The 23,638-nt window shown below is 70.6% G+C and carries 23 protein-coding genes; 12 read left to right on the plus strand and 11 right to left on the minus strand.

Going from position 1 to position 23,638, the window contains the following annotated elements; genetic code table 11:
• Positions 1–3: 3 nt before the first annotated feature.
• Positions 4–1,167 (minus strand): alpha-1 4-glucan-protein synthase, encoded by a 1,164-nt coding sequence (locus tag DVR07_RS06290; RefSeq protein WP_115795887.1) that lies wholly within the window; start codon positions 1,165–1,167, stop codon positions 4–6.
• Positions 1,168–1,353: 186 nt separating this feature from the next.
• Here DVR07_RS06290 and DVR07_RS22030 point away from each other — a divergent pair, with 186 nt between their 5' ends.
• The 4 genes from DVR07_RS22030 to DVR07_RS06305 all read left to right on the plus strand — a co-directional run bounded on the left by DVR07_RS22030 (position 1,354) and on the right by DVR07_RS06305 (position 4,962).
• On the plus strand, positions 1,354–1,530 hold the full coding sequence (locus tag DVR07_RS22030; protein WP_165881736.1) for a hypothetical protein: 177 nt from the start codon (positions 1,354–1,356) through the stop codon (positions 1,528–1,530).
• A gap of 75 nt (positions 1,531–1,605) precedes the next feature.
• Positions 1,606–1,785 carry a hypothetical protein gene (locus DVR07_RS06295; RefSeq protein WP_115795888.1) on the plus strand — a complete coding sequence of 60 codons (180 nt, stop codon included), beginning with the start codon at positions 1,606–1,608 and terminating at the stop codon, positions 1,783–1,785.
• A gap of 103 nt (positions 1,786–1,888) precedes the next feature.
• Positions 1,889–3,526, plus strand: a complete 1,638-nt coding sequence (locus DVR07_RS06300) for an acyl-CoA synthetase (RefSeq protein ID WP_115795889.1) — start codon at positions 1,889–1,891, stop codon at positions 3,524–3,526.
• A gap of 152 nt (positions 3,527–3,678) precedes the next feature.
• Positions 3,679–4,962: a sensor histidine kinase gene (locus tag DVR07_RS06305; RefSeq protein ID WP_115795890.1), complete on the plus strand. Its 1,284-nt coding sequence runs from the start codon at positions 3,679–3,681 to the stop codon at positions 4,960–4,962.
• 64 nt (positions 4,963–5,026) lie between these two features.
• Here DVR07_RS06305 and DVR07_RS06310 read toward each other — a convergent pair whose 3' ends face one another.
• On the minus strand, positions 5,027–6,040 hold the full coding sequence (locus DVR07_RS06310; protein ID WP_115795891.1) for an asparaginase: 1,014 nt from the start codon (positions 6,038–6,040) through the stop codon (positions 5,027–5,029).
• A 197-nt stretch (positions 6,041–6,237) separates the two neighbouring features.
• Here DVR07_RS06310 and DVR07_RS06315 point away from each other — a divergent pair, with 197 nt between their 5' ends.
• Positions 6,238–6,906, plus strand: coding sequence for a hypothetical protein (locus tag DVR07_RS06315; protein WP_162829460.1), 669 nt, complete (start codon positions 6,238–6,240; stop codon positions 6,904–6,906).
• Here the strand turns inward: DVR07_RS06315 and yciH are convergent.
• Entirely contained in the window at positions 6,841–7,143 is a 303-nt protein-coding gene (yciH, locus tag DVR07_RS06320; protein ID WP_115795893.1) for a stress response translation initiation inhibitor YciH, read from the minus strand. The two genes, DVR07_RS06315 and yciH, sit on opposite strands and share 66 nt — an antisense overlap.
• A gap of 211 nt (positions 7,144–7,354) precedes the next feature.
• Here yciH and DVR07_RS06325 point away from each other — a divergent pair, with 211 nt between their 5' ends.
• The 6 genes from DVR07_RS06325 (at position 7,355) to DVR07_RS06350 (ending at position 12,301) form a co-directional block, all read left to right on the plus strand.
• A complete protein-coding gene (locus tag DVR07_RS06325) occupies positions 7,355–8,587 on the plus strand; it encodes a cation:proton antiporter domain-containing protein (protein WP_115795894.1) in 1,233 nt (410 codons plus the stop codon).
• A gap of 57 nt (positions 8,588–8,644) precedes the next feature.
• The gene (locus tag DVR07_RS06330) at positions 8,645–9,802 is read left to right on the plus strand and encodes a thiolase family protein (protein ID WP_115795895.1); all 1,158 of its coding nucleotides are present in this window, start codon (positions 8,645–8,647) and stop codon (positions 9,800–9,802) included.
• A 1-nt stretch (position 9,803) separates the two neighbouring features.
• The gene (locus DVR07_RS06335; protein ID WP_115795896.1) at positions 9,804–10,169 is read left to right on the plus strand and encodes a Zn-ribbon domain-containing OB-fold protein; all 366 of its coding nucleotides are present in this window, start codon (positions 9,804–9,806) and stop codon (positions 10,167–10,169) included.
• 133 nt (positions 10,170–10,302) lie between these two features.
• On the plus strand, positions 10,303–11,160 hold the full coding sequence (locus DVR07_RS06340; protein WP_115795897.1) for a hypothetical protein: 858 nt from the start codon (positions 10,303–10,305) through the stop codon (positions 11,158–11,160).
• Between the two features lie 64 nt (positions 11,161–11,224).
• Positions 11,225–11,605, plus strand: a complete 381-nt coding sequence (locus DVR07_RS06345) for a MaoC/PaaZ C-terminal domain-containing protein (protein ID WP_115795898.1) — start codon at positions 11,225–11,227, stop codon at positions 11,603–11,605.
• 141 nt (positions 11,606–11,746) lie between these two features.
• A complete protein-coding gene (locus DVR07_RS06350) occupies positions 11,747–12,301 on the plus strand; it encodes a metal-dependent hydrolase (protein WP_115795899.1) in 555 nt (184 codons plus the stop codon).
• A 59-nt stretch (positions 12,302–12,360) separates the two neighbouring features.
• Here the strand turns inward: DVR07_RS06350 and DVR07_RS06355 are convergent, their stop codons facing one another.
• From DVR07_RS06355 to DVR07_RS06385, 7 genes are all read right to left on the minus strand, one after another.
• The gene (locus DVR07_RS06355; protein WP_193570019.1) at positions 12,361–13,254 is read right to left on the minus strand and encodes a DUF7547 family protein; all 894 of its coding nucleotides are present in this window, start codon (positions 13,252–13,254) and stop codon (positions 12,361–12,363) included.
• Positions 13,255–13,349: 95 nt separating this feature from the next.
• Complete coding sequence (locus tag DVR07_RS06360) at positions 13,350–14,558, minus strand: GNAT family N-acetyltransferase (RefSeq protein WP_115795900.1); 1,209 nt, start codon at positions 14,556–14,558, stop codon at positions 13,350–13,352.
• A 192-nt stretch (positions 14,559–14,750) separates the two neighbouring features.
• Positions 14,751–18,362, minus strand: a complete 3,612-nt coding sequence (locus DVR07_RS06365; protein WP_115795901.1) for a molybdopterin-dependent oxidoreductase — start codon at positions 18,360–18,362, stop codon at positions 14,751–14,753.
• A complete protein-coding gene (locus tag DVR07_RS06370) occupies positions 18,359–19,978 on the minus strand; it encodes an NADH-ubiquinone oxidoreductase-F iron-sulfur binding region domain-containing protein (protein ID WP_115795902.1) in 1,620 nt (539 codons plus the stop codon). The genes DVR07_RS06365 and DVR07_RS06370 overlap by 4 nt, the downstream gene beginning before the upstream one ends.
• An 83-nt stretch (positions 19,979–20,061) precedes the next feature.
• The gene (locus DVR07_RS06375) at positions 20,062–20,265 is read right to left on the minus strand and encodes a hypothetical protein (RefSeq protein ID WP_162829461.1); all 204 of its coding nucleotides are present in this window, start codon (positions 20,263–20,265) and stop codon (positions 20,062–20,064) included.
• A gap of 96 nt (positions 20,266–20,361) precedes the next feature.
• A complete protein-coding gene (locus tag DVR07_RS06380) occupies positions 20,362–20,634 on the minus strand; it encodes a hypothetical protein (RefSeq protein ID WP_115795904.1) in 273 nt (90 codons plus the stop codon).
• Positions 20,635–20,707: 73 nt separating this feature from the next.
• Positions 20,708–21,823, minus strand: a complete 1,116-nt coding sequence (locus tag DVR07_RS06385; RefSeq protein ID WP_115795905.1) for an NADH:flavin oxidoreductase/NADH oxidase — start codon at positions 21,821–21,823, stop codon at positions 20,708–20,710.
• Between the two features lie 126 nt (positions 21,824–21,949).
• Between DVR07_RS06385 and DVR07_RS06390 the strand changes: the two genes are divergently transcribed.
• A complete protein-coding gene (locus DVR07_RS06390) occupies positions 21,950–22,666 on the plus strand; it encodes a DUF7504 family protein (protein WP_115795906.1) in 717 nt (238 codons plus the stop codon).
• 123 nt (positions 22,667–22,789) lie between these two features.
• Here DVR07_RS06390 and DVR07_RS06395 read toward each other — a convergent pair whose 3' ends face one another.
• Positions 22,790–23,611 carry a hypothetical protein gene (locus DVR07_RS06395; protein WP_115795907.1) on the minus strand — a complete coding sequence of 274 codons (822 nt, stop codon included), beginning with the start codon at positions 23,609–23,611 and terminating at the stop codon, positions 22,790–22,792.
• Positions 23,612–23,638: the final 27 nt, after the last annotated feature.

Here is a 23,638-nt window from a genome sequence, read left to right on the forward strand (position 1 = left end):
CCTTCAGTCGTCGGCCGGAGCGAGGTCGGCCTCCAGCGGTCGGAGTTCGTCGAGGGCTGCGAGCCAGTCGAGCATGTACTCGCCGACGTAGTTGAGGAAGCCGCCGTTCTCGTACCGCTCGTAGTCGCCCTCGGCGAGCCGGCGCCCCATCGCCTCGAAGACGCCGGCGTAGGAGTCGGCGCCGCCGCCCGCATCGTCGACGAGCTCCCAGAGGTGCTCGTTGAGTTCGAGCCCGGGCACCTCGTTGGTCAGGTCGCCGAACGTCGAGCGCGGCGCCTTGTTGTGCTCGCACAGCGGCGCGCCGTTGTAGATGGTCTTGCCGAGGACGTCGCAGGCGCGCTTGAGGAACACGCCCGACCAGATGTCGTCGAACCGGCCGACGTCCCACCGGTTGTCGTCCATCGGGAGCTGGTAGAACGCCGGGATCACCTCGCGCTCGAACGCGAGGTTCATCGAGCAGACGGTGAGGTAGTTGCCCGGGGCCGCCACGAAGTCCCGGTCGTAGTCGGCCTTCGTCGTCCGGGTCCGGGACTGTCCCTGCAGGTCGCCGTCCATCAGGATGCGGACCGCGTCGAGGTCCGGCACGTTGGTCCAGAGCCCCTGGGAGGCCACCACGTCCGAGACCCGGGCGGTCTCGGTCTCGACGGTCTCGTCCATCGCCGAGTAGGGGTAGCCGCGGGGGTAGAGGCCGTGCTCGTCGGCGTTCTGGTAGAGGACGTTGACCCAGTTCTCGTCGGAGGAGACCGCCTCGATCTCGCCCTCGAAGTCGAGGTTCGCGAGGTGACGGCCGAAGAAGTCGACGTCGTCGTGGGGTAGGGTGTCGTCGTCGAGGAAGACGACGTAGTCGAAGTCGTTGGCCCAGACGTACAGCAGGCCGAAGCTCGTCTGGGCGTGGCTGGCCGCGGGCACGAGGTGGGCGTACTCGGCGATGCCGCGGTCGTCGTACCACCGCTCGCGGCTGCTGCCGTCGAACACCGCGCCCGAGACGCCCTCGTCGTCGAGCATCGCCCGCATCTCGCGGGTGTCGCAGAAGTCCTCGGTGACCAGCAGGACGTGCAACCGGTCGACGTCGAAGCCGTGGTGGCGGGCGTTCTCGAGGTATGCCCGCACGCACTCGTACTCCCGGATCGTCGGGACGACGACGCAGATGTCCTCGCTCGGACTCATTCGTTGTCCACCAATGATTTAGGCAGGCCTAAAAAGATGTCTATCCGCGTCCGACCGGCTGTGGCGTCGTTCCGGGACCGCGGGGGCGTTCCGGACCCGCGGTCCTTTTGAGCGGTTGTCGGCCAGTCGGCGAACATGTCCGGAATCGAACTCACGGGGGAAGGCGTCGTAACAGCCGGTACAGCCATGACTGACAGACAGACCGCGGTCGGCGTCGTACTGCTCGTCTTGGCCGGCGTCCTGCTGGTCGCCCCGGTCGCGCTCGGCCTGTCCATCGCCCACGAGGCGGGTGCGATCTCGGTCCTCGGGCTCGCGGCCGGCGCGGTGCTGGTCGGCACCGCGGACGACGGTCGGCCGGTCTGACGGGACGACCCGGTACCGCTGTGCGAGGGTCCGACGGCAACCGGAGCTAAGTTCCTCCGCGGTGATGCGCGGTGTATGGACGACGACACGCAGCTCTGGGGCGGTGCCGGACTCATCGTCCTCGGAGCGCTCGTCCTGTTCGCGCCGCTGGTGCTGGAGCTGACCTACACCACGCTGTTGCTGTCGGCGGCGGTGCTCGTGCTGGCCGCAGGGTCGCTCCTCATCGGGCTGTCGCGGCGCGGCCGGGCGGTCTGAGGTCCGGCGACGAGCGCACCGACCGCGGCGACGTCGACCCGGCCACTCTGCGATTCCGCGAGCGGCGGTACAATCAAGTCATCGTCACACGAAAGTATTGACCATGTCCGTCGATTACGAGCGCGAGCGGGCGAGCTTCGAGTGGGCGATTCCGGACGACTACAACCTCCCGTCGGTCATCGAGGACCACGCCGACTCGTTCGGCGACCGGCTGGCGGTCAGGTTCCGCGACGACGAGGGCCGCGAGGCCGAGCGGACCTACGCCGACCTCCGGGACGACGAGAACCGGTTCGCGAACGCGCTGGCGGACCTCGGCGTCGGCGAGGGCGACCGGGTGATGCACCTGTTCCCCCGCCACCCCGACGCCTTCGCCGTGCAGCTGGGCGCGCTGGCGCGCGGCGCGCTGCTGGTCCCCTGCTCGGCCATGCTCAAGCCCAAGGACCTCTCGTTCCGGGCGAACGACTGCGAGGCCGAGACCGTCGTCGTCCACGAGAGCCTGACCGACATGGTCGAGCCCATCCTCGACGAGACGCCCCTGGAGCGCGTCATCGTGATGGACGCGGACGGCGAGCCGGAGGGCGACGGCTGGCACTCCTTCGGCGACCTGATGGACGGGCGGTCGACCGACCACGACGGGCCCGCGCTGTCGGCCGAGGATCCAATGTCCATCAACTACACCAGCGGGACGACCGGCCAGCCCAAGCCGGTGCTCCACCGTCACCGGTGGCTCCGGTGCTTCGAGCTCATCAACGCGCCCTACTGGTGGGGCGTCACCCGGGACACCGACTTCTCGGACGAACTGCTCTGGGCGACGACCGGCACCGGGTGGGCCAAGTGGTTCTGGAGCCCGGTGGGCGCGGCGCTGACGACCGGCGCGCCCCAGTTCATCTACGACGGCGACTTCGATGCCGAGACCTTCCTCGACCTGATGGCCGAGGAGGACGTCACGCGGCTCTGCGCCGTCCCGACCCAGTACCGGATGTTCACGCAGGTCGACGACCTGGCCGACTACGACCTCGCGCTGACCGAGGCCGTCTCGGCTGGCGAGCCGCTCAATCGCGAGCCCATCCAGGAGTTCGACGAGGCGTTCGGCGTCACGCCGCGGGACGGCTACGGCCAGACCGAGACGGTCGCGCTGGTGACCAACTACCCCGGCATCGACGTCAAGCCCGGCAGCATGGGCAAACCCGTGCCGGGCATCGACGTCACCCTGCTCGACACGCAGGACGAGGAGGAGGTCGGCCCGGGCGAGACCGGCGAGGTCGGCGTGCCGGTCGACAGCCCGGCCATCTTCGACGGCTACTACGAGAAGCCCGACCTCGACGCGGAGACGTTCCACGGCGACTACTACCGGACCGGCGACCTCGCCCGGAAGGACGAGGACGGCTACTTCTTCTTCGAGGGCCGGGCCGACGACATCATCATCTCGTCGGGCTACCGCATCGGCCCGTTCGAGGTCGAGGACGCGCTGGTCGGCCACGACGCGGTCGCCGAGGCCGCGGCGGTCGCCAGCCCCCACGACGAGCGGGGTAACGTCGTGAAGGCCTACGTCGTCCTCGCCGACGACCGCGAGGGGAGCGAGACGCTGACCGACGAGCTCCAGTCGTACATGAAGGAGGAGACGGCGCCGTACAAGTACCCGCGCCGCATCGAGTACGTCGACGAGCTCCCGACCACGTCCAGCGGGAAGATCCGCCGGATCGAGCTTCGGGAGGAAGAGCGGGAGAAGTTCGGCGAGTGAGCGGCCGTTCGCGGACTTGATTATTCAAGCAAATACGTTGTGCGTCCGGATGAATGCCGGCCACGGGAACGTGTTCCCCCGACTTTTGCCGGCAGTTCTCATCTGCGATAACGTTACAAATTGTTATACCGTGTCGGGGGTCTCGTTACATTATGCTTCGGGACTCGCCGCCGGTCCGACCGCGGTCGCCGGAGTGGATACCGGCTCTCATCGCCGGGTCCGGAGTCGTCTTCACGCTGTCGTTCTCCGTCGAGACGTTCCTCCTCTACGAGAACGGGTTCGTTCGCTCCGAGGACTTCGTCGTCAGCCTCTTCCTCTTGCTGGTCGCGGCCATGCCGCTCGTGGCCGGCGGGTACTGGCTCTCTCGGAGCGGCCTTCCGCCCGAGCGGTATCCGCGCATCGCGAACTGGGTCGCGGGAGGACTGGTCGGCTTCCTCCTCATCAACGTCCCGATGATTGCGGTCTGGAACCTGGGCGGGTTCGCGGCGGCGTTCGGCTGGGGCCGGTGGGCGGCGAACTTCGGAGCCGCCGGCGGCATGGTGCTGGGTATCGTCGAAGCACGGGCGATTCAGCGCGAACTCGACGCCCAGCGGGCCTCGATTCGGGCCGAGGCGGCCGAGAACCAGCAGCAGTGGCTCGACTACCTGAACGGGCTCCTCCGCCACGAGGTGCTGAACAGCGCGAACGTCATCACCGGGTACGCGGAGCTCCTGCTCGAAGACGACGACCTCGACGACGAGGCCAGGAAACACCTCGAGCGGATCTCCCGACAGGGCGAGGACATGACCCAGGTCATCCGCGACGTCCAGGTGCTGATCGAGTCGGCGAGCGACGCCGACCGACTGGGACCCAGGAACCTGTCCGCGCTGCTCGACGACGAACTCGACCAGCTCCGCGACGTTGCCGGGTCCGTGACCGTCGACGCCTCGATACCCGACGGCGTGTTCGTGCGGGCCGACGACCTGCTCCCGCGGGTGTTCTCGAACCTGCTCCGGAACGCGGTCGAGCACAACGACGGCGACCGGCCGCGAGTGGAGGTGACGGTCGAACGGGACGCCGAGACGGTGACCGTCAGCGTCGACGACGACGGACCGGGAATCCCCGAGAGCGAGCGCGCGAGCCTGTTCGAGCGGAGCGACAACACCGGTAGCTCACACGGGCTCGGACTCTACCTCGTCCGAACGCTGGTCGAGCGCTACGGCGGCACCGTCGAGCTGGCCGAGACGGGTCCCGACGGGAGCCGGTTCACCGTCGAACTGCCGACGGCCGACCCGCCGGCCGACGATTCGCTGGCAACCGAGTCCATCGCTGCGGGTCGGGACGACCGACCCCGCGACCGCCTCCGAGGCGGGAACGCCGCCAGCGGCAACGACCGAGACGAGGGCCGTAGCCGATGCGACCGCGCCGGAGAGGGTAGCCCGCGTCTCACGGACTGACCGACCCACCGTTTCCGATACTGACGGACCGATCGCCGGCGAATCACCGACGGCTCGGTCGAGATCACCCGTCGTCGAAGTAGCGCCGTACCTCGTCGACGGTGCGGTCCGAACCGGTCGCGTTCTCTGCGGCCGCCAGCGCCAGCGCGAGCCTCACCCGCGCCTTCCAGGCCGGGAGGTCGCCGCCCGGTATCGCGCCGGCGTCCCGCAGCGTCTTCCCGCCGCCGGGGGTGCCGTACACCGCGCCGGTCGCGCCCCTGGCGCACCGGGAGGTCAGGACGACCGGCACGTCGGCGTCGATGGCGTCGACGACGGCCTCGCCGAGTTCGCTCGTCGCGTTCCCGAGGCCCGTCCCGGCGACGACGACGCCGTCCGCACCTGCGTCGACCGCCCGGGCGACCTGCGCTCCGTCGACGCCGGCGGCCGAGAGGACGAGTTCGACGCGGGCGTCCGGTGCCTCTACGCTCCCGCTCTCGCCCGTGTTCGGAATCGAGACCGATTCGCTCGTCGGCTCGCGGTGGAACCTGATCTCGTCGCGCGTCAGCGTGGCGACCGGACCGTCGTTCGGCGAGGCGAACGCCGCGAGCCGGTGGGTGTCGACCTTCCGGACGTCGCGGGCGGGGTGGAGCTGGTCGTCGAACGCCAGGAAGACGCCCGAGTCGACCCGCGGGTGGGTGGCCGCCCGGACCGCCGCGAGGAGGTTCGCCGGCGCGTCGGAGCTGGGTTCGTCCAGCCGGCGCTGGGCGCCCGCGAGGACCACCGGCACCGGGAGCGAGCAGGTCAGGTCGAGGAAGTAGGCGGTCTCGGCCATGGTGTCGGTGCCGTGGGTCACCACGACGGCGTCGGCCTCCGCCTCGGCCGCGGCGCGGGCCCGGTCGGCGACCGCGGCCATGACCTCGAAGTCGACGTCGAACCCCGGCACCTGCGAGACCGACTCGGCGCTCAGTTCGACGTGCGAGTCGAGGTCCGGGACCGCTTCGAGCAGGTCCGACCCGTCGAGACTCGGAGCCGCCCCGTCCTCGCCGGGCGTGCTCGCGATGGTGCCGCCGGTCGCGACGACGCGTACGTGCGGGAGCATGACGACCGGAGGTCGTCGCCGCCGGATGTTAGAGGTGACGGGTGCGGACCGCGCGACGGTCGAAGCGAGCGGCCGGCGGAGCCGCTCAACCCGGATATATAAGTGTCAAAAGTAGGACTAGACGCGGCACGAGACGGCTCCCCGACCGATGTCAAAGCTGCCCCGAGATTTATATTTCAATCCGTCGTAGCTGTCGTGTGTTCGGTATCTTTCCCGCGGAAGCGGAGCCGGATGGAGCGGTGTTCGGGCCGCACCACTTCTACCTGGGCGTCCTGCTGATACTGCTGGTCTGCTGGCTGGCCCGCGACCCCGAGTCGGAGGCGGCGCCGTGGGGCGTGGCGGGGCTCACCCTGCTGTCGGTGTTCTCGTTCGCGCTCACGTGGCCCTACTACCCCGTGGTGGGCGCGGCCGGGGTGCTGGTTCTGCTCGCGCTCGCGACGACGCTGTCGCTGTTTCGACCGTTCTGGTGGCGCTACGGTCCGGTGTCCCGCGGAGTGCTCACGGCCGGCCTGTTTCTGGCGTGGGACGACGCGGTCAGCCACGCCTTCGGCTGGTGGACGCCGATGGACTCGGTCTGGAGTCGGTACCTCTACCCCTACGTCTCGGACCCCTACGTCCCCGAGGGCGTCCGGTTCCCGCGGGAAGTTCCGTCGGACGTCGAGCTTCCGCGATTCGTTTCCTCGGGCGTGCGGTTGCCCACGACGGGCCGACTGTTACCGGACGTGCAGTTTCCCGCGGTCGGGCTCCCGGCCGACGCGCTGGTCTCCACGGACGTTCGACCGCCCGCCGGCGGGGACGTGCTACTCCACCTGGAACCCCTCGTCGCGGAGAATCTCGGCGACGCGCTCGCGGTGGTCCCCCTGTAGCTCGATGCTCCCGTCGTCGACGGTGCCACCGGTCGCCAGCTGGCTCTTGAGCGTCGAGGCGAGGTCGCCAACGTCGACCGACGCGTCGTCGAACCCCTCCACGATGGTCATCGCCTTGCCGTAGGTGCGCTCGTCGACGCGGATCGAGAGCCGCTGCTCGGCGCGTCCGAGGTCCTCGTCGATGCCGAGTTCGTCAGGCAGCCCGGACACGTCGCTGATGTCTTTGTCATCCCCCATGGGTCCGGATAGGGGCTGTGCACTCTTGAGGTTTCGGCGGGGTGCCAGTCGTCGCTCGCCGAGATTCGTAACGAGCACCGGTGCGGAGCCGAGGACACGGAGAGTACCGGTCGAAGGGTGCCGCGCCGGTCGAAGGATGTGACACGCCTAAACGGGAGTGTCACGCCCGAAACGTTGAACGGCGGACAGGTGTAGTGATACGAATGCGACCATGTCGGCTCTCTTTCGCTGGCTGTTCGTCGCGGGCGTGCTCGTCCTGCTCCTCGGACTGCTCCAGAAGTGGTTCCAGGAGCGGTGGTGGCTCACGGAACCGCTGACGGCGCTCGCGCTCGGCATCGTCGCCGGACCGGTGGGGTTACAACTGCTCAACCTCCCGCCGGCCGCGGACTCGCCCCGCGTGCTCACCCAGGTCTCGCGGGTGACGCTCGCCGTGGCGGACATGGGCGTGGCCCTGCGACTTCCGCGGGGGTACCCGGTCGACCACTGGCGGTCGCTCGCGACCATCCTCGGCGCCGGCATGGTGCTGATGGGACTGATCAGCGGGCTGCTCGTCTGGAGCCTGCTGGGCGTCTCGTTCTGGATGGCGATGCTGGTCGGCGCGACCGTCACGTCGACCGACCCCATCGTCGCCACGACCATCGTCACGGGCCCGGTCGCCAAGCGGAACATCCCGGGACGGATTCGACACTTCATCTCGGCCGAGTCCGGCGCCAACGACGGCGCGGTGTACCCGCTGGTCCTCCTGCCGATTCTGCTGCTCGCTCGACCGACGAGCGAGGCGCTCTGGCGCTGGGTCACGTACGTCATCGGGTGGCAGGTCGGCGGCGCCGTCGTCCTCGGGGCGGCGCTCGGGTACGCTGCCGCGCGGCTGTTCCAGCGGGCCGACATGGACGACATCGTCGAACAGCAGGGGTTCGTCGCGTACACGCTCGCGCTCACCTTCACGGTGCTGGGCGCGGCCCGACTGCTGACCGTGGACGCCATTCTGGCGTCGTTCGTGGCGGGGATCGCCTACCGGATGGCCCCCGGCAGGCAACAGCCGTCGACGGAGCGGGACGTCCAGAAGGCGATGACGAAGTTCTTCGTCCTCCCGACGTTCGTGCTCGTCGGCGTCGCGATCCCCTGGGCCGGGTGGGCGTCCCTCGGCTGGCGCGGCCTCCTGCTGGCCGTCCTCGTGCTGGTCGTCCGCCGACCGCCGGTCGTGCTGGCGCTCGCGCGGTGGCTCCGTCCCCTGCAGACGCGGAAGGACGTCGGCTTCACGGCCTGGTTCGGCCCCATCGGCATCTCGACGCTGTTCTACGCGATGCTCGCGGTTCAGCGGACGGGGTCGCGCCGGATCTGGTCGATCGCGTCGCTGCTGATCGTCGCCTCGCTGCTCGCGCACGGCCTCTCGGCCACGCCGCTGGGTAAACGGATGCCCCCGGACCCGGCGGAGCGACGGTAGCGGCCGCCGGCATCGCCATCCCCGACCTATAAACCCCTTCTCCGCTATCTGGCAGGCATGGACCGCGTAGCGATCATCGGGGCGTCGATGACCCGGTTCGGCGAGCGCGAGGCGTGGCTCCGGGACCTGCTCGCGCAGGCCGGCCGCGAGTGCCTCGCCGACGCCGGCGTCGGCCCCGACGACGTCGAGCACCTGTACGTCTCGAACATGGCCAGCGGCGAGTTCGAGGGCCAGACCGGCGCGCCGAACGCGCTGGCCCACGACCTCGGGGCGATGCCGGCCTACACCCAGCGCGTCGACCAGACCTCGGCCTCGGGCGGGGCGGGCATCTACGCCGCGTGGCAGTCGGTCGCCTCCGGGGCGTCGGAGATGACCCTGCTGGTCGGCGGGGAGAAGATGACCCACAAGACGACCGCCGAATCGACGGACATCATCGCGTCGCTCACCCACCCGGTCGAGTACAAGCACGGCGTGACCCTGCCGAGTTTCGCGGGGCTGACCGCGCGGCGCTACCTCCACGAGTACGACGCGCCGCGCGAGAGCCTCGCGAAGGTCGCGGTGAAGAACCACCGGAACGGCCTCGACAACCCCCACGCCCAGTTCCGGAAGGAGGTCGACCTCGAGACCGTGATGGAGTCGCCCGTCGTGGCCGATCCCCTCCGGCTCTACGACTTCTGTCCCATCACCGACGGGAGCGCCGGCCTGCTGTTCTGCCCCGAGTCGGTGGCCGAGGAGCACGTCCCCGAGGACGAGTACACGGTCGTCTCGGGCATCGGCGGCGCGACCGACACCCACGTCGTCCACGAGCGCGACGACCCGACCGTGATGGGCGGCGCGGTCGAGAGCTCCGACGACGCCTACGAGATGTCCGGCCTGGGCCCGGACGACGTCGACGTGGCCGAGCTCCACGACATGTTCACCATCCTGGAGTTCCTCCAGAGCGAGGCGGTCGGCTTCTTCGAGCGGGGCGAGGGCTGGAAGGCGGTCGAGGAGGGCGTCACCGACCGCGACGGCGATCTCCCCATCAACACCTCGGGCGGCCTGAAGTCCAAGGGCCACCCCCTCGGCGCGAGCGGCGTGGCACAGGCATACGAGATCCACCAGCAGTTGCTCGGCGACGCCGGCGACCGGCAGGTCGAGGCCGAGGTCGGCCTGGCCTGCAACGTCGGCGGGTTCGGCAACTGCGTGACCACCACTATCCTGGAGGAGCCCTGAGATGACACTTGACGCACACCGTTGTCCGAACGACCACCTGACCTACCCGGGCCACGAACTCTGCCCGGAGTGCGGCGAGGAACAGACCGAAACCGTCGACCTGAGCGACGAGACCGCCGAGGTCGTGACGTGGACGACCAGCACTGCCACGCCGCCGGGCGTCCGCCAGCCCAACTCGCTAGCCATCGTGGAGTTCACCGTCGCCGGCGAGTCGGTGCGCGCCATCGGCCAGTTGACCGAGGACACCGAAGTGGAAATCGGCGACGAGGTCCGGCCGGTGTACGCCGAGGAACTGCGCGACCCCGACGCCGGCATCCGGGAGGCAGAGAGCCAGAAGTGGGACGGGTACAGATTTGAATCCGTCTGAGCGAACGCCTGTGTGAACGATCGGATTCACATCTGAGGTTTCGAGTCGACCTAAGCGAGCGACCGGAATCGCGATTCTCGTATCGGGAGAACCACCAACGACGCCTTGACGCCCGCCGTCGTACGGTCACTCGGTGACCGACGTGTCCATCTCCCTTCCGAAGTGGCAGGTCCGCTCGACGATAGCCATCCTCGTCCTCTCGGTCGTCGCGACGCTGGTCGGGCTCCTCCGACCGGGCCACTACCGCGACGCCGCGATCACGCTCCCCCAGCTCTACGGCCAGGACGCGGTGACACTCGGGTTTGCCGTTCCGCTGCTCGCGGTCGGCACCTGGTACGCCGCCCGCGGATCGCTCCGGGGGTACGTCGTCTGGCTCGGTGCGCTCGGCTACATGCTCTACACCTGGGCCTCGTACGCCTTGATGCTCTACTTCAACGAGCTGTTTCTGGCGTACGTGGCGCTGTTCGGCCTCTCGCTGTTCGCGTTCGTCGGCGGCGTGATCCGTCTCGACCCGACCGACGTGCGCGACGGCCTCGGGGGCCGGCTCCCCGTCCGGCTCACCGCCGGGTTCCTCGCGGCGATTGCGCTGTTCTTCGCCGCGGGGTGGCTCTCCGAGATCGTCCCCGCCACGCTCGCGGGGAGGGCACCCGAGGGCGTCCGACTCGCCGCGGTCCCGGCGAACGTGATCCACGTCCTCGACCTCGCGGTCCTCCTCCCCGGCACGCTCCTGACGGCGGTCTGGCTCCGGCGCGACCGGGCGTGGGGTTACGCGCTCGCGGGCGTCCTGCTGGTGAAGTTCGCCGCGCTCGGCCTGGCCGTCCTCGCGATGGCGGCGTGGCTCCGAGCCACCGGGCAGGGCGGCGGACTCGGCGAGATGGCGCTGTTCGGCTTCGTCACGGCGGTCAGTCTCGCGCTCGGCGCGGCCTATCTCCGGGCCATGTCCCCGCGGTCGGGCAGCGGGGAGGTCCGGACGGAGACCGCTACGGAGTAGCGCAGTCCGGCCAGCCGCTCCGGAATCGGACCATCTTTTGCGGACCGCCGCGTCGTGGTGAACGATGACGCCACCGGAAGAAGGCGACACGCGGACCGTCGAGCGCACGTTCACGCCCGAGGACGTCCGGCAGTTCGCCGACGTCTCGGGCGACGAACAGCCCCGCCACCTCGAACCCGACGACGAGGGGCGACTGATGGTCCACGGTCTGCTCACCGCCACGCTCCCGACGAAGATCGGCGGCGACCTCGAAGTGCTGGCGCACTCGATGGAGTTCGAGTTCCGCCGGCCCGTCTACACCGGCGAGACCGTCGTCTGCGAGATGGCGACCGAGAAGGTCGAGGAGCGCGAGGACCGCTACGAACTGACTTCGTCGGTCATCTGCGAGAAGGAGGGCGGCGAGACGGTGCTGACCGGGGCGGTCGAGGGACTGATCTGGAAGTAGTCTGACGCGTCGTCGGTGCGAGCGGCCGGAGGGTACGGCCGGTCCCGAACGCGTTCTTGGCCGACCGTGCTTCCGGCGTGTTGTCCCGCCAACACCTCATAAACCGGTAGATTGACATTGAATCACTCGCCTCGTCCCACCATGTTCCCGCCGGGCCACTACGGGATGGCGCTCGCGCTCTACGCGGTGGTCGGGTACGCGCTGCTCAGGCGGGGCTACGTCAGGGACGCGCTCTCGGGCGGCGGCATCGTCCTGGCGTACACCCTGTTCCCGGACCTGGACGGTCGGTTCGACTTCCTCGTCCACCGCGGCGTGACCCACACCCTCTGGTTCGCGGCCGCCGTCGGGGCGCTCTGCGTGCTGGCCGTGGCGACGTCCCTCCGGGGGCGCCCGCGCCGCGAGGCGGTCCGCGGAGCGCTCTGGGCGTTCTTCCTCGGCTCGTTCGCGGTCGTCGCTCACCTGCTCGCCGACGTCATCAACCCCTGGGGCGTGATGCCGATCTATCCCGTCTCGCCCGCGCTCTACTCGCTGGACCTCGTCCGGGCGACCAGCGACGCCGCCAACTACGCCATGCTGGCCGGCGGGGCCGCGGTCGCGACGGCCGCGTGGCTGGCTGGCCGACCGGGACGCCCCCGCCCGTCGCTCGCTCGCCGGCTCTACCGCCGGGTCCGCGACCGGGCGACGGTGGCGGAGTGACCCCTCTCGAAGCGATCTCGACCGAGCAGCGACCGAATCAGAAGGGAGCGACCGAGTAGTTACGCGCCGGTCGAGTCGTGCGACCCGTCGGCGTCGTCGGAACCGCCGTCATCTCCGGTATCTGCGTCGCTGCCCTCGGTCTCGGCGTCCTCGCCGGCCGCTGCTTCGTCCGTTTCGTCGCTGGCGTCTTCGTCGGCGTCGTCCGCCGCGGAGCGGTCCTCGCGCTGCCGGTTCTCCATCTCGTCCTTGATGGATTCGAGCTCGGCCTCCACGTCGACCTCGGCGCTGTCGTCGTCCGCTGCGTCCTGCTCGCCGTCCTCCTCTTCGTCCTCGCGGTCGCTCTCGTCGGTGAGTTCGATGGTCGTCCCGCCGTCGAGTCCGGTGGAATCGTCGCGCTCGGGGTCGGTCCGGCCGCGCTCGCGATTGATGTCCCGCTCGCGCCGGCGCTCCTCGTCGACTTCCCGGCGCTCGCGCTCGATGCGGTCGCGGATCTCGCGGTTGATGCGCCGGGCGTCGTCGAGGATGCCACGCGCCTCGTCGTCGCGGGGCAGGTCGCTCTCCCGGATGGTGGTCTCGACGTCCTCCAGCGCCGACTCCAGCCGGTCGAGGGTGAGCCGGCTCGCGTCGGCGGCCCGCGACTGGAGCCGGTCGCGCTCCTCGTCGACGACGCTGCGCTCGGGGTCGACCAGCCGGATGACCTGCTGGAGCGCCTTCAGCGCCCGGACGTTGGCCTCCAGCATCGCGATGGCGGTCGGGATGGCGTACTCGCCGGTGAACGACAGTACCTCGCGGGGGGTCGGCGGCCGGGGCAGGCCGAGCGGTCCCTCCGGCGGGCGGCCGAGCTCCGTCCGGAGTTCGCGCACGCGAGTCTCGAGTTCCTCGACGCGGTCGTCGAGTCGCTCGGGGTCGCGGGGGTCGTCCCGGTCGCGCCGGTCGTCGGGGTCGTCTCTCATGGGCGGCCGTACGTGTCGCGGCGTAAAGAAGTTGGCCCGCGTTCCGGAGCGCGGTCGGCGCCTCCTCGGCGCGGCGCGAGACGCCGGGTCGACGTTCAGAACCCCTCGCGCAGGAAGACCTCGCGCTCGGGGAACATCGCTGCCAGCGCCTCGCGCGCCGCGGCCGTCCGGACGTCGAGGTCGGCGAGTCGCTCGGCGTCGGCGACCGAGTGGTAGCCCACGTACACCTGCGAGAGCGCGCCGACGCCGGCGGTCGCGTCGGCGTCCGTCGTCGCCACCCCGTCGCCGATCCGCTCGCAGGTGGCCCGGCCGTCCTCGACGGCGACCCGGAACGTCGCGTCGTTCCGGTCGACCAGCGGGTCCGAGACCGCGAGGGTGAACGCGGCGTCGGGCCCGTCCGGGTACTCCATCGCCTCGATGGCCGCCGGCACGTCGACGAGTCGGACCATCGGCCCGGCCTCGACCTCGCAGTCGACGGCCGCGGGGTCGGGCGACAGGTCGAGCAGGTCCGTGCCCGGCGGCCCCCTGAGCCGCACGCGCTCGACCTGCGAGTCGTGGTCGGCCAGGAAGCGCAGGCAGTTGACCCGCGCGGCGTGGTCGGCGGCCGCGAACTCCGGGACGGTGAGGACCTTGCCCTCGTCCTCCTCCTCGACCCGATAGACGACGTACCCCCTGAGGTCGCCGTCGGGAGACTCCCAGCCGTAGGCGTAGGGCTCGCCCCGCCAGCTGTCGAAGATGCGCTTGCGCCACCACTTCTCGGTGCGCTCGATGTTCAGTTCGTACCCCTCGTCGGCGGCCCGCAGGACCCGGCCGAGCCGCTCGTGGTCGTCGGCGTCGACGGGGCGGAACTCGCCGCCTGCGAGGGGGTCGTCGCGGGTCCACGCCAGGGCGTCGGGGGGACACTCGTAGCGGGTCCACTTGTTCGCGGTGCCCCAGCCCTGTCGCTCGTAGAAGGCGTGCTCGAACGCCCAGAGCGCGGTCAGGACGTCGCCGCGGTCGCGGTACTCCGCCAGCGACTCCGCGAGCAGCCGGGCGACGTTGCCCTGCCGGCGGTGTTCCGGCGGGGTGGCGACGGCGGAGAGACCAGGCATCTCGATGTGCCTGCCTCGCAGGCGGGTCCGGAACCAGTAGTGGCGACAGACGCAGAGCATCCGGTCGCCGTCGAACAGCGCCCGCGGCTCGCCCGGCTGGTCGTCGACGTCCCAGTCGAACTCCTCCTGCGGGCCGTCTTCGAGGCTGAAGGCGTAGTGGACGTACTCCTGGAACTGCTCGCTCCGGTCCTCGGGAAGCTCCCGGTACTCCATGTCCCAACCGCGTCTGGACGGGATAAATAGGTTGGTTCGGTGTGCGAACGGGTCACAGCGGGACGACGAGCGAGCGTCCCGGAGTCGCGGTCGGCGTGCCGCGGCGGACCTGCCGAGCCGGCTCTCGGTCGCCAGCGATGGTCGGGTTGCCGCGGCCCTCAATCGCCCGCATTAATCGAGTCGTCGTGGTCTTCAATCGCCAGCGATGGTCGAGTCGTCGCCGGTCAGTTCGTCGGGCGAGGTCGGCTCCTCCTCGGGGTCCGGCCCGAGCGGCCGGACCCGGACGTTCGTCACCTTGTACCGGGGGATCCTGCTGGTCGGGTCGAACTGCTCCTCGGTCAGCCTGTTGACGGCACCGTTGACGAAGTGCATCGGGATGAACAGGACGTCCGGCCCCGAGGTCTCCTCGACGTTGGCCCGCACCACGATCTCGCCCTGCGCGGACTCGACGGCGACGTACTCCCCGTCGTCGATGCCGAGGCGGTCGGCGGCGTCCGGGTGGACGGTGACGAAGCTCTCGGGGACGTGCTGCATCGACGTCTCGACCCGGCGGGTCATCGACCCCGTGTGCCAGTGGTAGAGGACCCGCCCCGTCGAGAGCGTGAACGGGTACTCCTCGGTCGGAGCCGGGAGTCGCTCCTCGGGCAGTTCCGACGGGACGAACCGGGCCCTCCCGTCGTCGAAGTTGAACTCGTCCTCGTAGAGATACGGCGTCCCAGGGTGGTCCTCGTCCCAGCAGGGCCACTGGAGGCCGTCCTCCTTCTCCTCCAGTCGCTCGTGGGTGACGCCGCCGTAGATGGGCGCGAGGTCGTTGATCTCGTCCATCACGTCGGCGGCGCTCCCGTAGTCCCAGTCGAAGCCCATGCGACCCGCGAGGTCCTGGAGGATGGCGGCGTCGGTCCGGGCCTCGCCCGGCGACTCGACGGCCGGCCGGACTAACTGGACCCGCCGCTCGGTGTTCGTGATGGTGCCGTACTTCTCGGCGAGCGAGGCCGCCGGCAGCACCACGTCGGCGTGCTTGGCGGTCTCGGTCATGAACAGCTCCTGGACCACGAGGAAGTCGAGCGCCGCCAGCGCCTCCTCGACGTGGTCGAGGTCCGGCTCCGAGACGGCTGGGTTCTCGCCGACGATGTACATCCCGCGCAGGTCGGTGTTCTCCGGGGTGTAGCCCTCCTCGGCGCTCGGGTCGTCGGTCCCCCGGCGCTGTTCGTCGGACGCCTCCGTCTCCCGCTCGCCGGAAGCGCCCGCATCGGTCGGCTCTCCCTCGTCGCCGACAGCGCCCGCGCCGGTCGACCCGGCTTCGTCACCAGCGCCGTGGTTCGCGTCGTCACCGCCGTAGGCGTCGTCGCCGTCCCCGCCCGTGACGGTCTCCTCGACGCCCGGGATGGCGCTGAACATATCGGTGACGCGGAGGCCGACCTCGTCCGGCGGGCGGACGCCCCACTCCGCCTCGAACTTGTCGAGGACCTCGTCGTCTTCGACCGACTGGTACCCCGGCAGGTTGTTGGGAATCGGTCCCATGTCGCCGCCCCCGCCCTGCACGTTGTTCTGGCCGCGGAACGGCGACAGTCCCGAGCGGGGCTCGCCGACGTGGCCGCACAGCAGCGCCAGGTTGGCGATGGCGAGCGCGTTGCGCGTCCCGTGGGTGTGCTGGGTCAGCCCCATCGCCCACCCGTAGACGCAGGTGTCGGCGGTCGCGATGGTCTCGGCGGCGTGCTTCAGTTCGACGGGCGGCACGTCGGTCAGCTCCTCGACCACCTCGGGCGTGTACGGCTCGACGGCCTCGACCAGTTCGTCGAAGTGCCTGGTGCGCTCGTCGACGAACGCCTCGTCGTAGAGGTCCTCCGCGACGATGTGACGCATCATCCCGTTGAGCCACGCGATGTCCGCGCCGGGCTGGGTCCGGGAGTACTGGTCGGCGTGCTCGGCGACGGTCGTCTCCCGCGGGTCGAAGACGAACAGGTCCGCGCCGTCCCGGACGTTCTGGACGATGCGGGTCGCCAGCACCGGGTGGCTCTCGGTCGTGTTCGACCCGGTGATGAGGTAGCAGTCGGTCTCGCCGATGTCCTCGTTGATGCGGTTGGTCATCGCGCCGTAGCCGACGGTCTCCTTGAGCGCGGCGACGGTCGAGGAGTGACAGAGCCGCGTGCAGTTGTCGACGTGGGGCGTCCCGAGCACCTGGCGGGCGAACTTCTGGGCGAGGAAGTTCTCCTCGTTGGTCGCCTTCGAGGAGGACGTGACCGCCAGCGACTCCGCCCCGTGCTCGTCGCGGATCTCCGAGAGCCGCCCGGCGACGCGGTCGAGCGCCTCCTCCCACGACGCCTCGCGGAACTCCCCGTCCTCCTTGACCAGCGGCGTCCGCAGCCGGTCGTCGGAGTCGACGAAGTCGTAGCCGAACTTCCCCTTCACGCAGGTCGAGAAGTCGTTCGCCGGCGCCTGGTCGGGGTCGGCGGGACGGGCGCCCAGCACTTCCTCGCCCCGCCCGTAGAGCTCGAACCGACAGCCGACCCCGCAGTAGGTGCAGGTCGTGTCTGCCACCGTGAGGCTCCGCTTCCGGCCGCGGCTGACGACCTCCGCCGCGTCGAACAGCTGCCCGACGGTGAGCGTCTCCTCGGCGACGCTCTCGGCGGCGTGTTCGACGCTCTCCAGCGCATCGTCGGCGGCCGCCTTGGAGGCGTCGGTCGCACGCCGTTTGGCCCGCTCCGACGCCTCCGTCGCCTGCTGCTTCGCCTTCGCCATGAACCCCGCGACGCCCGACCGGTCGTCCGCCTGGTGCGCCCGAGTGTCGGTCGCCGGAGTCGACCGGTCGTCGGTCGCCGAATCCGGCCCCGTCGCCCCGCCGGCTCTGGCGGTCTCGGGCACGTCGCGGTTGGGCGCCTCGGCGGTGTCGGCCGTCTCGACCGCCGGGCGCTCTTGGACCTCGCCGATGGAGTTCTTCTGGGTGAAGCCGGGGAGCGGAATCGTCGTCGCGTCCGTGAGGCCGTCCTCGACCAGCGACCCGGTCGGACAGACGGTGACGCAGTGCCCGCAGGAGATGCAGGTCGACTCCGCCATCGTCTCGGCCTCGTGCTTCTGGAAGTCGACGTGGATGTCGTCGCCCTGGCCGGACATCCGGAGGACGCCCGCGTTCTGCACGTCGTTACAGGCCTCGACGCACCGGTTGCAGAGGATGCACTTGTTGCGGTCGATCTGGATGACCGACGTGTCGTCGATGGGGGCGTAGGCGTCGCGCTCGTCGAAGACGCCGTACCGGGGTCGGTTCACCCCGTGGTCGATGGCGGTGTCCTGGAGCTCGCACCGGCCGTTCTGCCCGCAGGTCGTGCACCGCAGGTTGTGGTTCGCGAGGACGAGATCGAGGTTCACGTCGCGTGCCTCCGCGGCGTCGGTGGCGTCGGTGCGCACGTCGAGGCCGTCCTCGGCCGGGAAGCTGCAGGCCGGGACGACCCCGTGCTCGGCCGTCTCGACCATGCAGGTCCGACACGTGCCCCGCGGCCCGATCTCGTCGCCCTGCTCGGTGTCGCGGTCGTAGTAACACAGCGCCGGCACGTCCGACTCGGCGTCGACCGCCTCGACGGCGTCGATGAGCGTCGAGCCGGGCGCGACCGCGACGCGGTCGCCGTCGACCGTGAGGCTGGTCATCCCGCCGTCGTCGGTCCCGACGTCCGGGTCGTTGGCCGTCCCGGTCCGGAAGTCCTCGGTCAGCGGCGTGCTCGACCGCGGGTCGTCGACGTTCGGGACGCCGGGGGTCGCTTCTGTCGGGCTGTGCTCGGTCGGTCCGGGGGTGTCGGATTCGTCCTTGCTCATGAGCGAGATACCTCGCAGACGCCGCTGGGACAGCGGCCGTCGGCGTGCGCCTCGAACTCGGTCTCGAACCGGTCGAGTGCGGTGCCGACGGTCCGGCCGGCCGACTCGCCGAAGAGACAGAGGCTCGACGCACCCATCGTCCGGGCGAGTTCGCGTATCATGTCGTCGTCGTAGCTGCCGTCGTAGACGTCCCGCAGGAGGTCGAGGAGCTGCTTGGACCCCTCGCGGCAGGGGAAGCACCGCCCGCAGTTCTCCTCGGTGGCGAATCGCACCCGCCGGCCGGTCGTCGCCACCGGGCAGCGGTCCTCGCCGAACAGTTCGACCGCGCCCTCGGTCCCGAGGTCGGCGTCCGTCAGCGCGGGCGAACTCGCCGACAGGTCGAGCGACCGGGCGAATCCGCCGAACTGGCCGCCGACGCACGCCGTCGCGACCCGGCCCTCCGGCTCGACGGCGTCCCGAACGCGGGCGAGCGATTCGCCGGTCGGCAGTTCGACGGTCGCGGGCGCCTCGACGTCGCCGGTGACCGTGAACAGCCGCGTCCCCGGGTCGGGGCCGGCGTCGAAGCTGTCGGGGTCGAGCAGCGCGGCGCGGATCTGGGCGAGCGTCCGGGGCGTGTGGACGACGGTCGGCCGACCGTACAGGCCGTGCCTGGCGGGGCCGGGCGGGCGCAGGCGCGCTTCCAGCCGGTCGTTGCCCTCCAGCGCCTCGAGCGCCATGGTGGGTTCGCCGGCGATGAACTCGTCCGGCCCGGCGACCACTTGGGGCGTCTCCGCGTCGTCATCCGCACCGCCACCGACGCGCTCGGCGATCGCGCGCGCCGCCCGGCGCGTCCGGTCCCGGGCGAGGTCGTCGGCCTCGTTCGTGTACACGACGACGTCGCCCGGGTCGGCCCCCACGACGGCGGCGACGGCCAGCGCCCCGTCGAGGACCGACGCCGGCGCCCCGCCGAGCAGCGTCCGGTCGGTCTCGTTGCGCCGGTCGCTCTCGTTGGCGTTCACGACCACGACCGGGTCGCCCGGCGTCTCGCGCACCGTCGATAGGTCGTCGGCGACGGGAGCGTCTGCGCTGGCATCGCCCCGGCCGCGACCGAGGACGCCGATCTCCCGGAGCCGGTCGAGCGCCGCGTCCGGGTCGTCGCGCGCGAGCGCCGTCGCGTCCGCGTAGGCGGCCACGCGGCCTTCGGGGTCGGTCCACCCGCACCCGCCGAGCGCGCGGCGAGTGCCGACCGAGAGCGGCCCGTCCGGCGGTCTCGGCAGCGTCTCGACGCCGGGGTCGTGTTCGACGACCCACGCCGCGTCGTCGGCGCCGACGCCGCCCGACTCGGCCGCCTCGACGAGCGCCCGCGTTCGCTCGGCCGACGGTCGGGGGTGGTACGCGGTCCGGCCCTCGCGGGTGACCAGCACGAGCGGTTCGAGCGCCCGAGCGCCGGTCGAGCCCACTTCGAGCACGTCGACCCCGTCGGCGGCGTCGCTCGCGGTCTCCAGCGTCCGTCGGTCCCGCCTCGCGGGCGACGTCCGGTCGTCGGCCGGCCACTCGGTCGCCGACTGCGACTCGAAGCCGCCGACCGTGACGCGGACGAGAGACGAGTCGCGGCCGGAGGGTTCCGTCCTACTCACGGACGTTCGTTCGGCAGAAGACCGGAAACCGTTGTGGGCCGATCTCGTCTCCGTCTCCCGTTCACAGCGTACCGTACGCTCGGTTACAGCGGGTCGGTCCCGGGTTCGCGCTGGGGATTCGGGCCGTCGCGCTCCGCGTCGGCCTTGCGCTTCCTGCGTCGATACCACCGAGCGAGCGGCGCTCGCCTGCGCCACTGCCAGAACAGTACGCCGCCGACTGCCGCGAGCAGGACCGCCGCCGCGCCGAGGGTCCGGCCGCGGGTCGGCTCCATGGGTTGGTCTGACACGTGCGGGCTTGCCGTTCGACCGGTGTTATCGCTTCGGGCCGGCGGTCAGGTGTTCGCGCCTCGGCCGCTCGCCACGGGCGCCGGCGGCGTCGCCGTCTACCGAAGTTCCATCTGCTCGGCGCGTTCCGCCGCGAGGTCGGTGAGCTCCTCGACGGTGCTCTCCGAGCGGTCCGCGAGCACCCGGACCATCATCCCCAACTGGACCGCGGCCGTCTCCCGGAGCTTCTCGCCGTCCTCGGTGTCGTTGCCGAAGTAGTACTCGCGCCCGCCGTCCTCGCCGACGAGTCCGGCGTACACCGAGACGAGCTCGTCGTCGGCGACCGCGTCGGCCGCCCGCTCCTGCAGTTCCTCGAACCCTGGCTCTCCCATGTCTCGGAGGTGGAGCGCTCGCCCCCTCAACCCTTCGGCGGGGCGGCCGAGCGGGTCGGGGAGCGCTGGCCGTTCACTCCGCCGCCCGCCGGTACTGGACCGGCCACTCGACCTCGTCCTGCATCCCGAGTTCCTCGGCGGCGTGGAGCGCGAAGTAGGGGTCCCGGAGGTGCTCCCGGCCCACGATGGCGAGATCCGCGCGGTCGTTGCGAATCAGGGCGTCGGCCTGCGCGGATTCGGTGATGCCGCCGACCGCGCCGACGAGCGCCTCGGTCGCCTCGCCCACGCGCTCGGCGTACCGCACCTGGTAGTTCGGTCCCGTCTGGGGAATCTGCTGGTCGGGATGGATACCGCCCGAACTCACGTCCACGAGGTCCGCGCCGGCCTCGGCGAGCAGCGGCGCGAGGCGGGCGGTGTCCTCGACGGTCCACGACTCGCGGTCGGGCAGCCAGTCGCTCGCCGAGACCCGGACGAAGACGGGGCGGTCGCCGGGCCAGACCTCCCGGACCGCCGCGACGACCTCCCGGACCAGCCGGGTCCGGCCCTCGAAGTCGCCGCCGTACTCGTCGTCGCGGCGGTTCGTGACCGGCGACAGGAACTCGTGGAGCAGGTAGCCGTGGGCGGCGTGGACCTCCGCGATCTCGAAGCCGGCGTCGAGCGCGCGCTCGGCCGCCGCGACGAAGCTCCCTTTGACGGCCTCGATGTCCTCGCGGTCCATCTTCCGGGTCGCGGCCGGTTCGACGGTCTCGCCGTCGTCGGCCGCTTCGCCGTACGGATAGGGGTTCGCGCTCGGCGCGACGGTCTCCCAGCCGCCGTCGTCGGGGCCGAGTGGGCGGCTCCCCTCCCACGGTCGGGTCTTGCTGGCCTTCCGGCCGGCGTGGGCGAGCTGGATGCCGGGCGTCGCGCCGCGCTCCGCGATGAACTCCGCGATCGGAGCGAGCGCCCCGGCGTGGTCGTCGCTCCAGATGCCCAGGTCGTTCGGCGTGATGCGACCTCGCGGTTCCACGGCGGTCGCCTCGGTCATCACGACGCCAGCGCCGCCGGTGGCCCGGCTCCCGAGGTGGACCTCGTGCCAGTCGGTGGCCAGGCCGTCCCGGTCGCAGGAGTACTGGCACATCGGCGATACGGCGACCCGGTTCCGGACCGTCGTCCCTCGGATCTCCAGCGGACTGAACAGGTGGTCGGTCATCGCCTCCCACTCGGCACCGCGGACCCGAAAGGCCTCGGCTCGCCCACGGTTCTTGCCGAGGCCTCGGAGTCGGCCTTTCACATGTTCGAAACACTTATTGTACAGATAGACGTTATTGGTGAATCAATGTCCGGGGAGGAACGAAGGGGGAACAGGTCGGCGGCGCGGTTTCGCCATCGGCTGGCCGACCTGAAGCGCAACGGGAGCAACATCCTGCTCGTCGGCGCCGAGGGACTCGACGCGGCCTGCGTCCGCCTGCTGGGCGAGTCGAGCGCCGGCCGACGGTACCGACTGTTCGTGACGACCGACGCCGGACCGGCGACGGTCCGGTCGAAACTCGGCGGAATCGAATCTGGGCAGGCCGACGAGGAAGCCGTCGTCGTGGACTGGCCGGCCGACGTGCGGGGGAGCGCGGCCGGCGTCGCCCGGAGTACCGGCGACCGACCGAACGCCGACGACCGGTCGATTCAATGGGTTCGCGTCGACGGCGGCGACCTCCGGGAACTCGGCGAGACCGTCGAGGCCGCCGTCGAGCGGTTCGATCCCGGGGTCGAGGGGTTCTCGCCCGCGGAGCTCCGGCTCTGCTTCGACTCGATAACGCCGCTGATCGCCGACTACGACGACAGGGACGTCCGCCGGTTCCTGCTCGGGATGACCGAGACCGTCGAGCGGTTCGACGGGATGGCCCACTACCACCTGCCGGTCGCGTACGACTCGGAGGCGGTCGAGTCCGTCGAGGCGCTGTTCGACGCGGTGGTCGAGGTCCAGTACGGCGAGGAGGGGCTCGAACAGCGCTGGCACCTCGCCGACCCCGACATCACGACCGACTGGCTTCCCCTGTAATCGCGACTGTTCTGCCGTGGTCGCAGTTCCTCGGTAGCCGCGACGTCCGCCGGCGTTGCGACTGCTCTCCCTGTCGATATCGTCGCCCGAGGTGTCGCAACGCCCTCGCCCCCGGAGGCGTCGCTACCCCTCCGCTTCGCTGCGGGCGGTGACGGCCTGCTCGGTCTCTCGACCGACGTACCACGGGTACGTGTCGAGCAGGCGCTTCCAGACCCGGGCGTCGGAACCGGGCGACTCCCGGTTTATCCGCCGGATCCGGCGCAGGTCGCGCCTCCCGAGCCGCGTGAAGTGCGGCTTGGCGAGCAGTTCCCGGATGCCCCGGGACTCCTCGGTGCCCTCGATGCGCTGCTTGCGTCGTTCCCTGTCCTCGGCCACCAGTTCGCCGGGGCTGAGGCTGTAGTAGTACGACTCGATGATCGGGAACCAGCCGTCGCTGACGACCCGGTCGGTGCAGGCGAGCAGCGTCGACTGCACCGCCGAGCGGGCCCGGTCGCGGTCGGACTCGGACGTCGTTCGGCCCACCGCCTCGTCGGCGGTCTCGACCAGCCGGTCGTGGGCCGAGAGTACCGCGCGGAGGTCGTCCACGCAGTCGCCCAGTCGCTCGGCGGTCTGGATCCGGAACCGTCGCTCCGCGCGCTCGTCGTGCTTGAGATACTTCCCCTTGGCGTCGTCCTCGTACTCCCGGGCCGCGAAGTAGCGTTCGTTGACCCGGACGAGCGCCTTCAGATACGCGGCCTTCGCCTCGTCGGCGGCCTCGGCCGCGGCAGACTCGGCCTGACCGCCCGAGGAGAGTTCCTCGGAACCGAACGGCGCTCGGACGACCTTCTGACCAGTCGCCGACAGTGCCGCCAGAAATCGCTCTCCGTCGTACCGGACGTAGTCGTGTCGCCCGTCGTTCTCTTCGACGAGGTACTTCGAGCCCGTGAAGAACGCTTTCGACACCATCGGCGCTGGTTCGAACTGACCGACCCT

The organism is Halorussus rarus (genome assembly GCF_003369835.1).
GTDB lineage: Archaea > Halobacteriota > Halobacteria > Halobacteriales > Haladaptataceae > Halorussus > Halorussus rarus.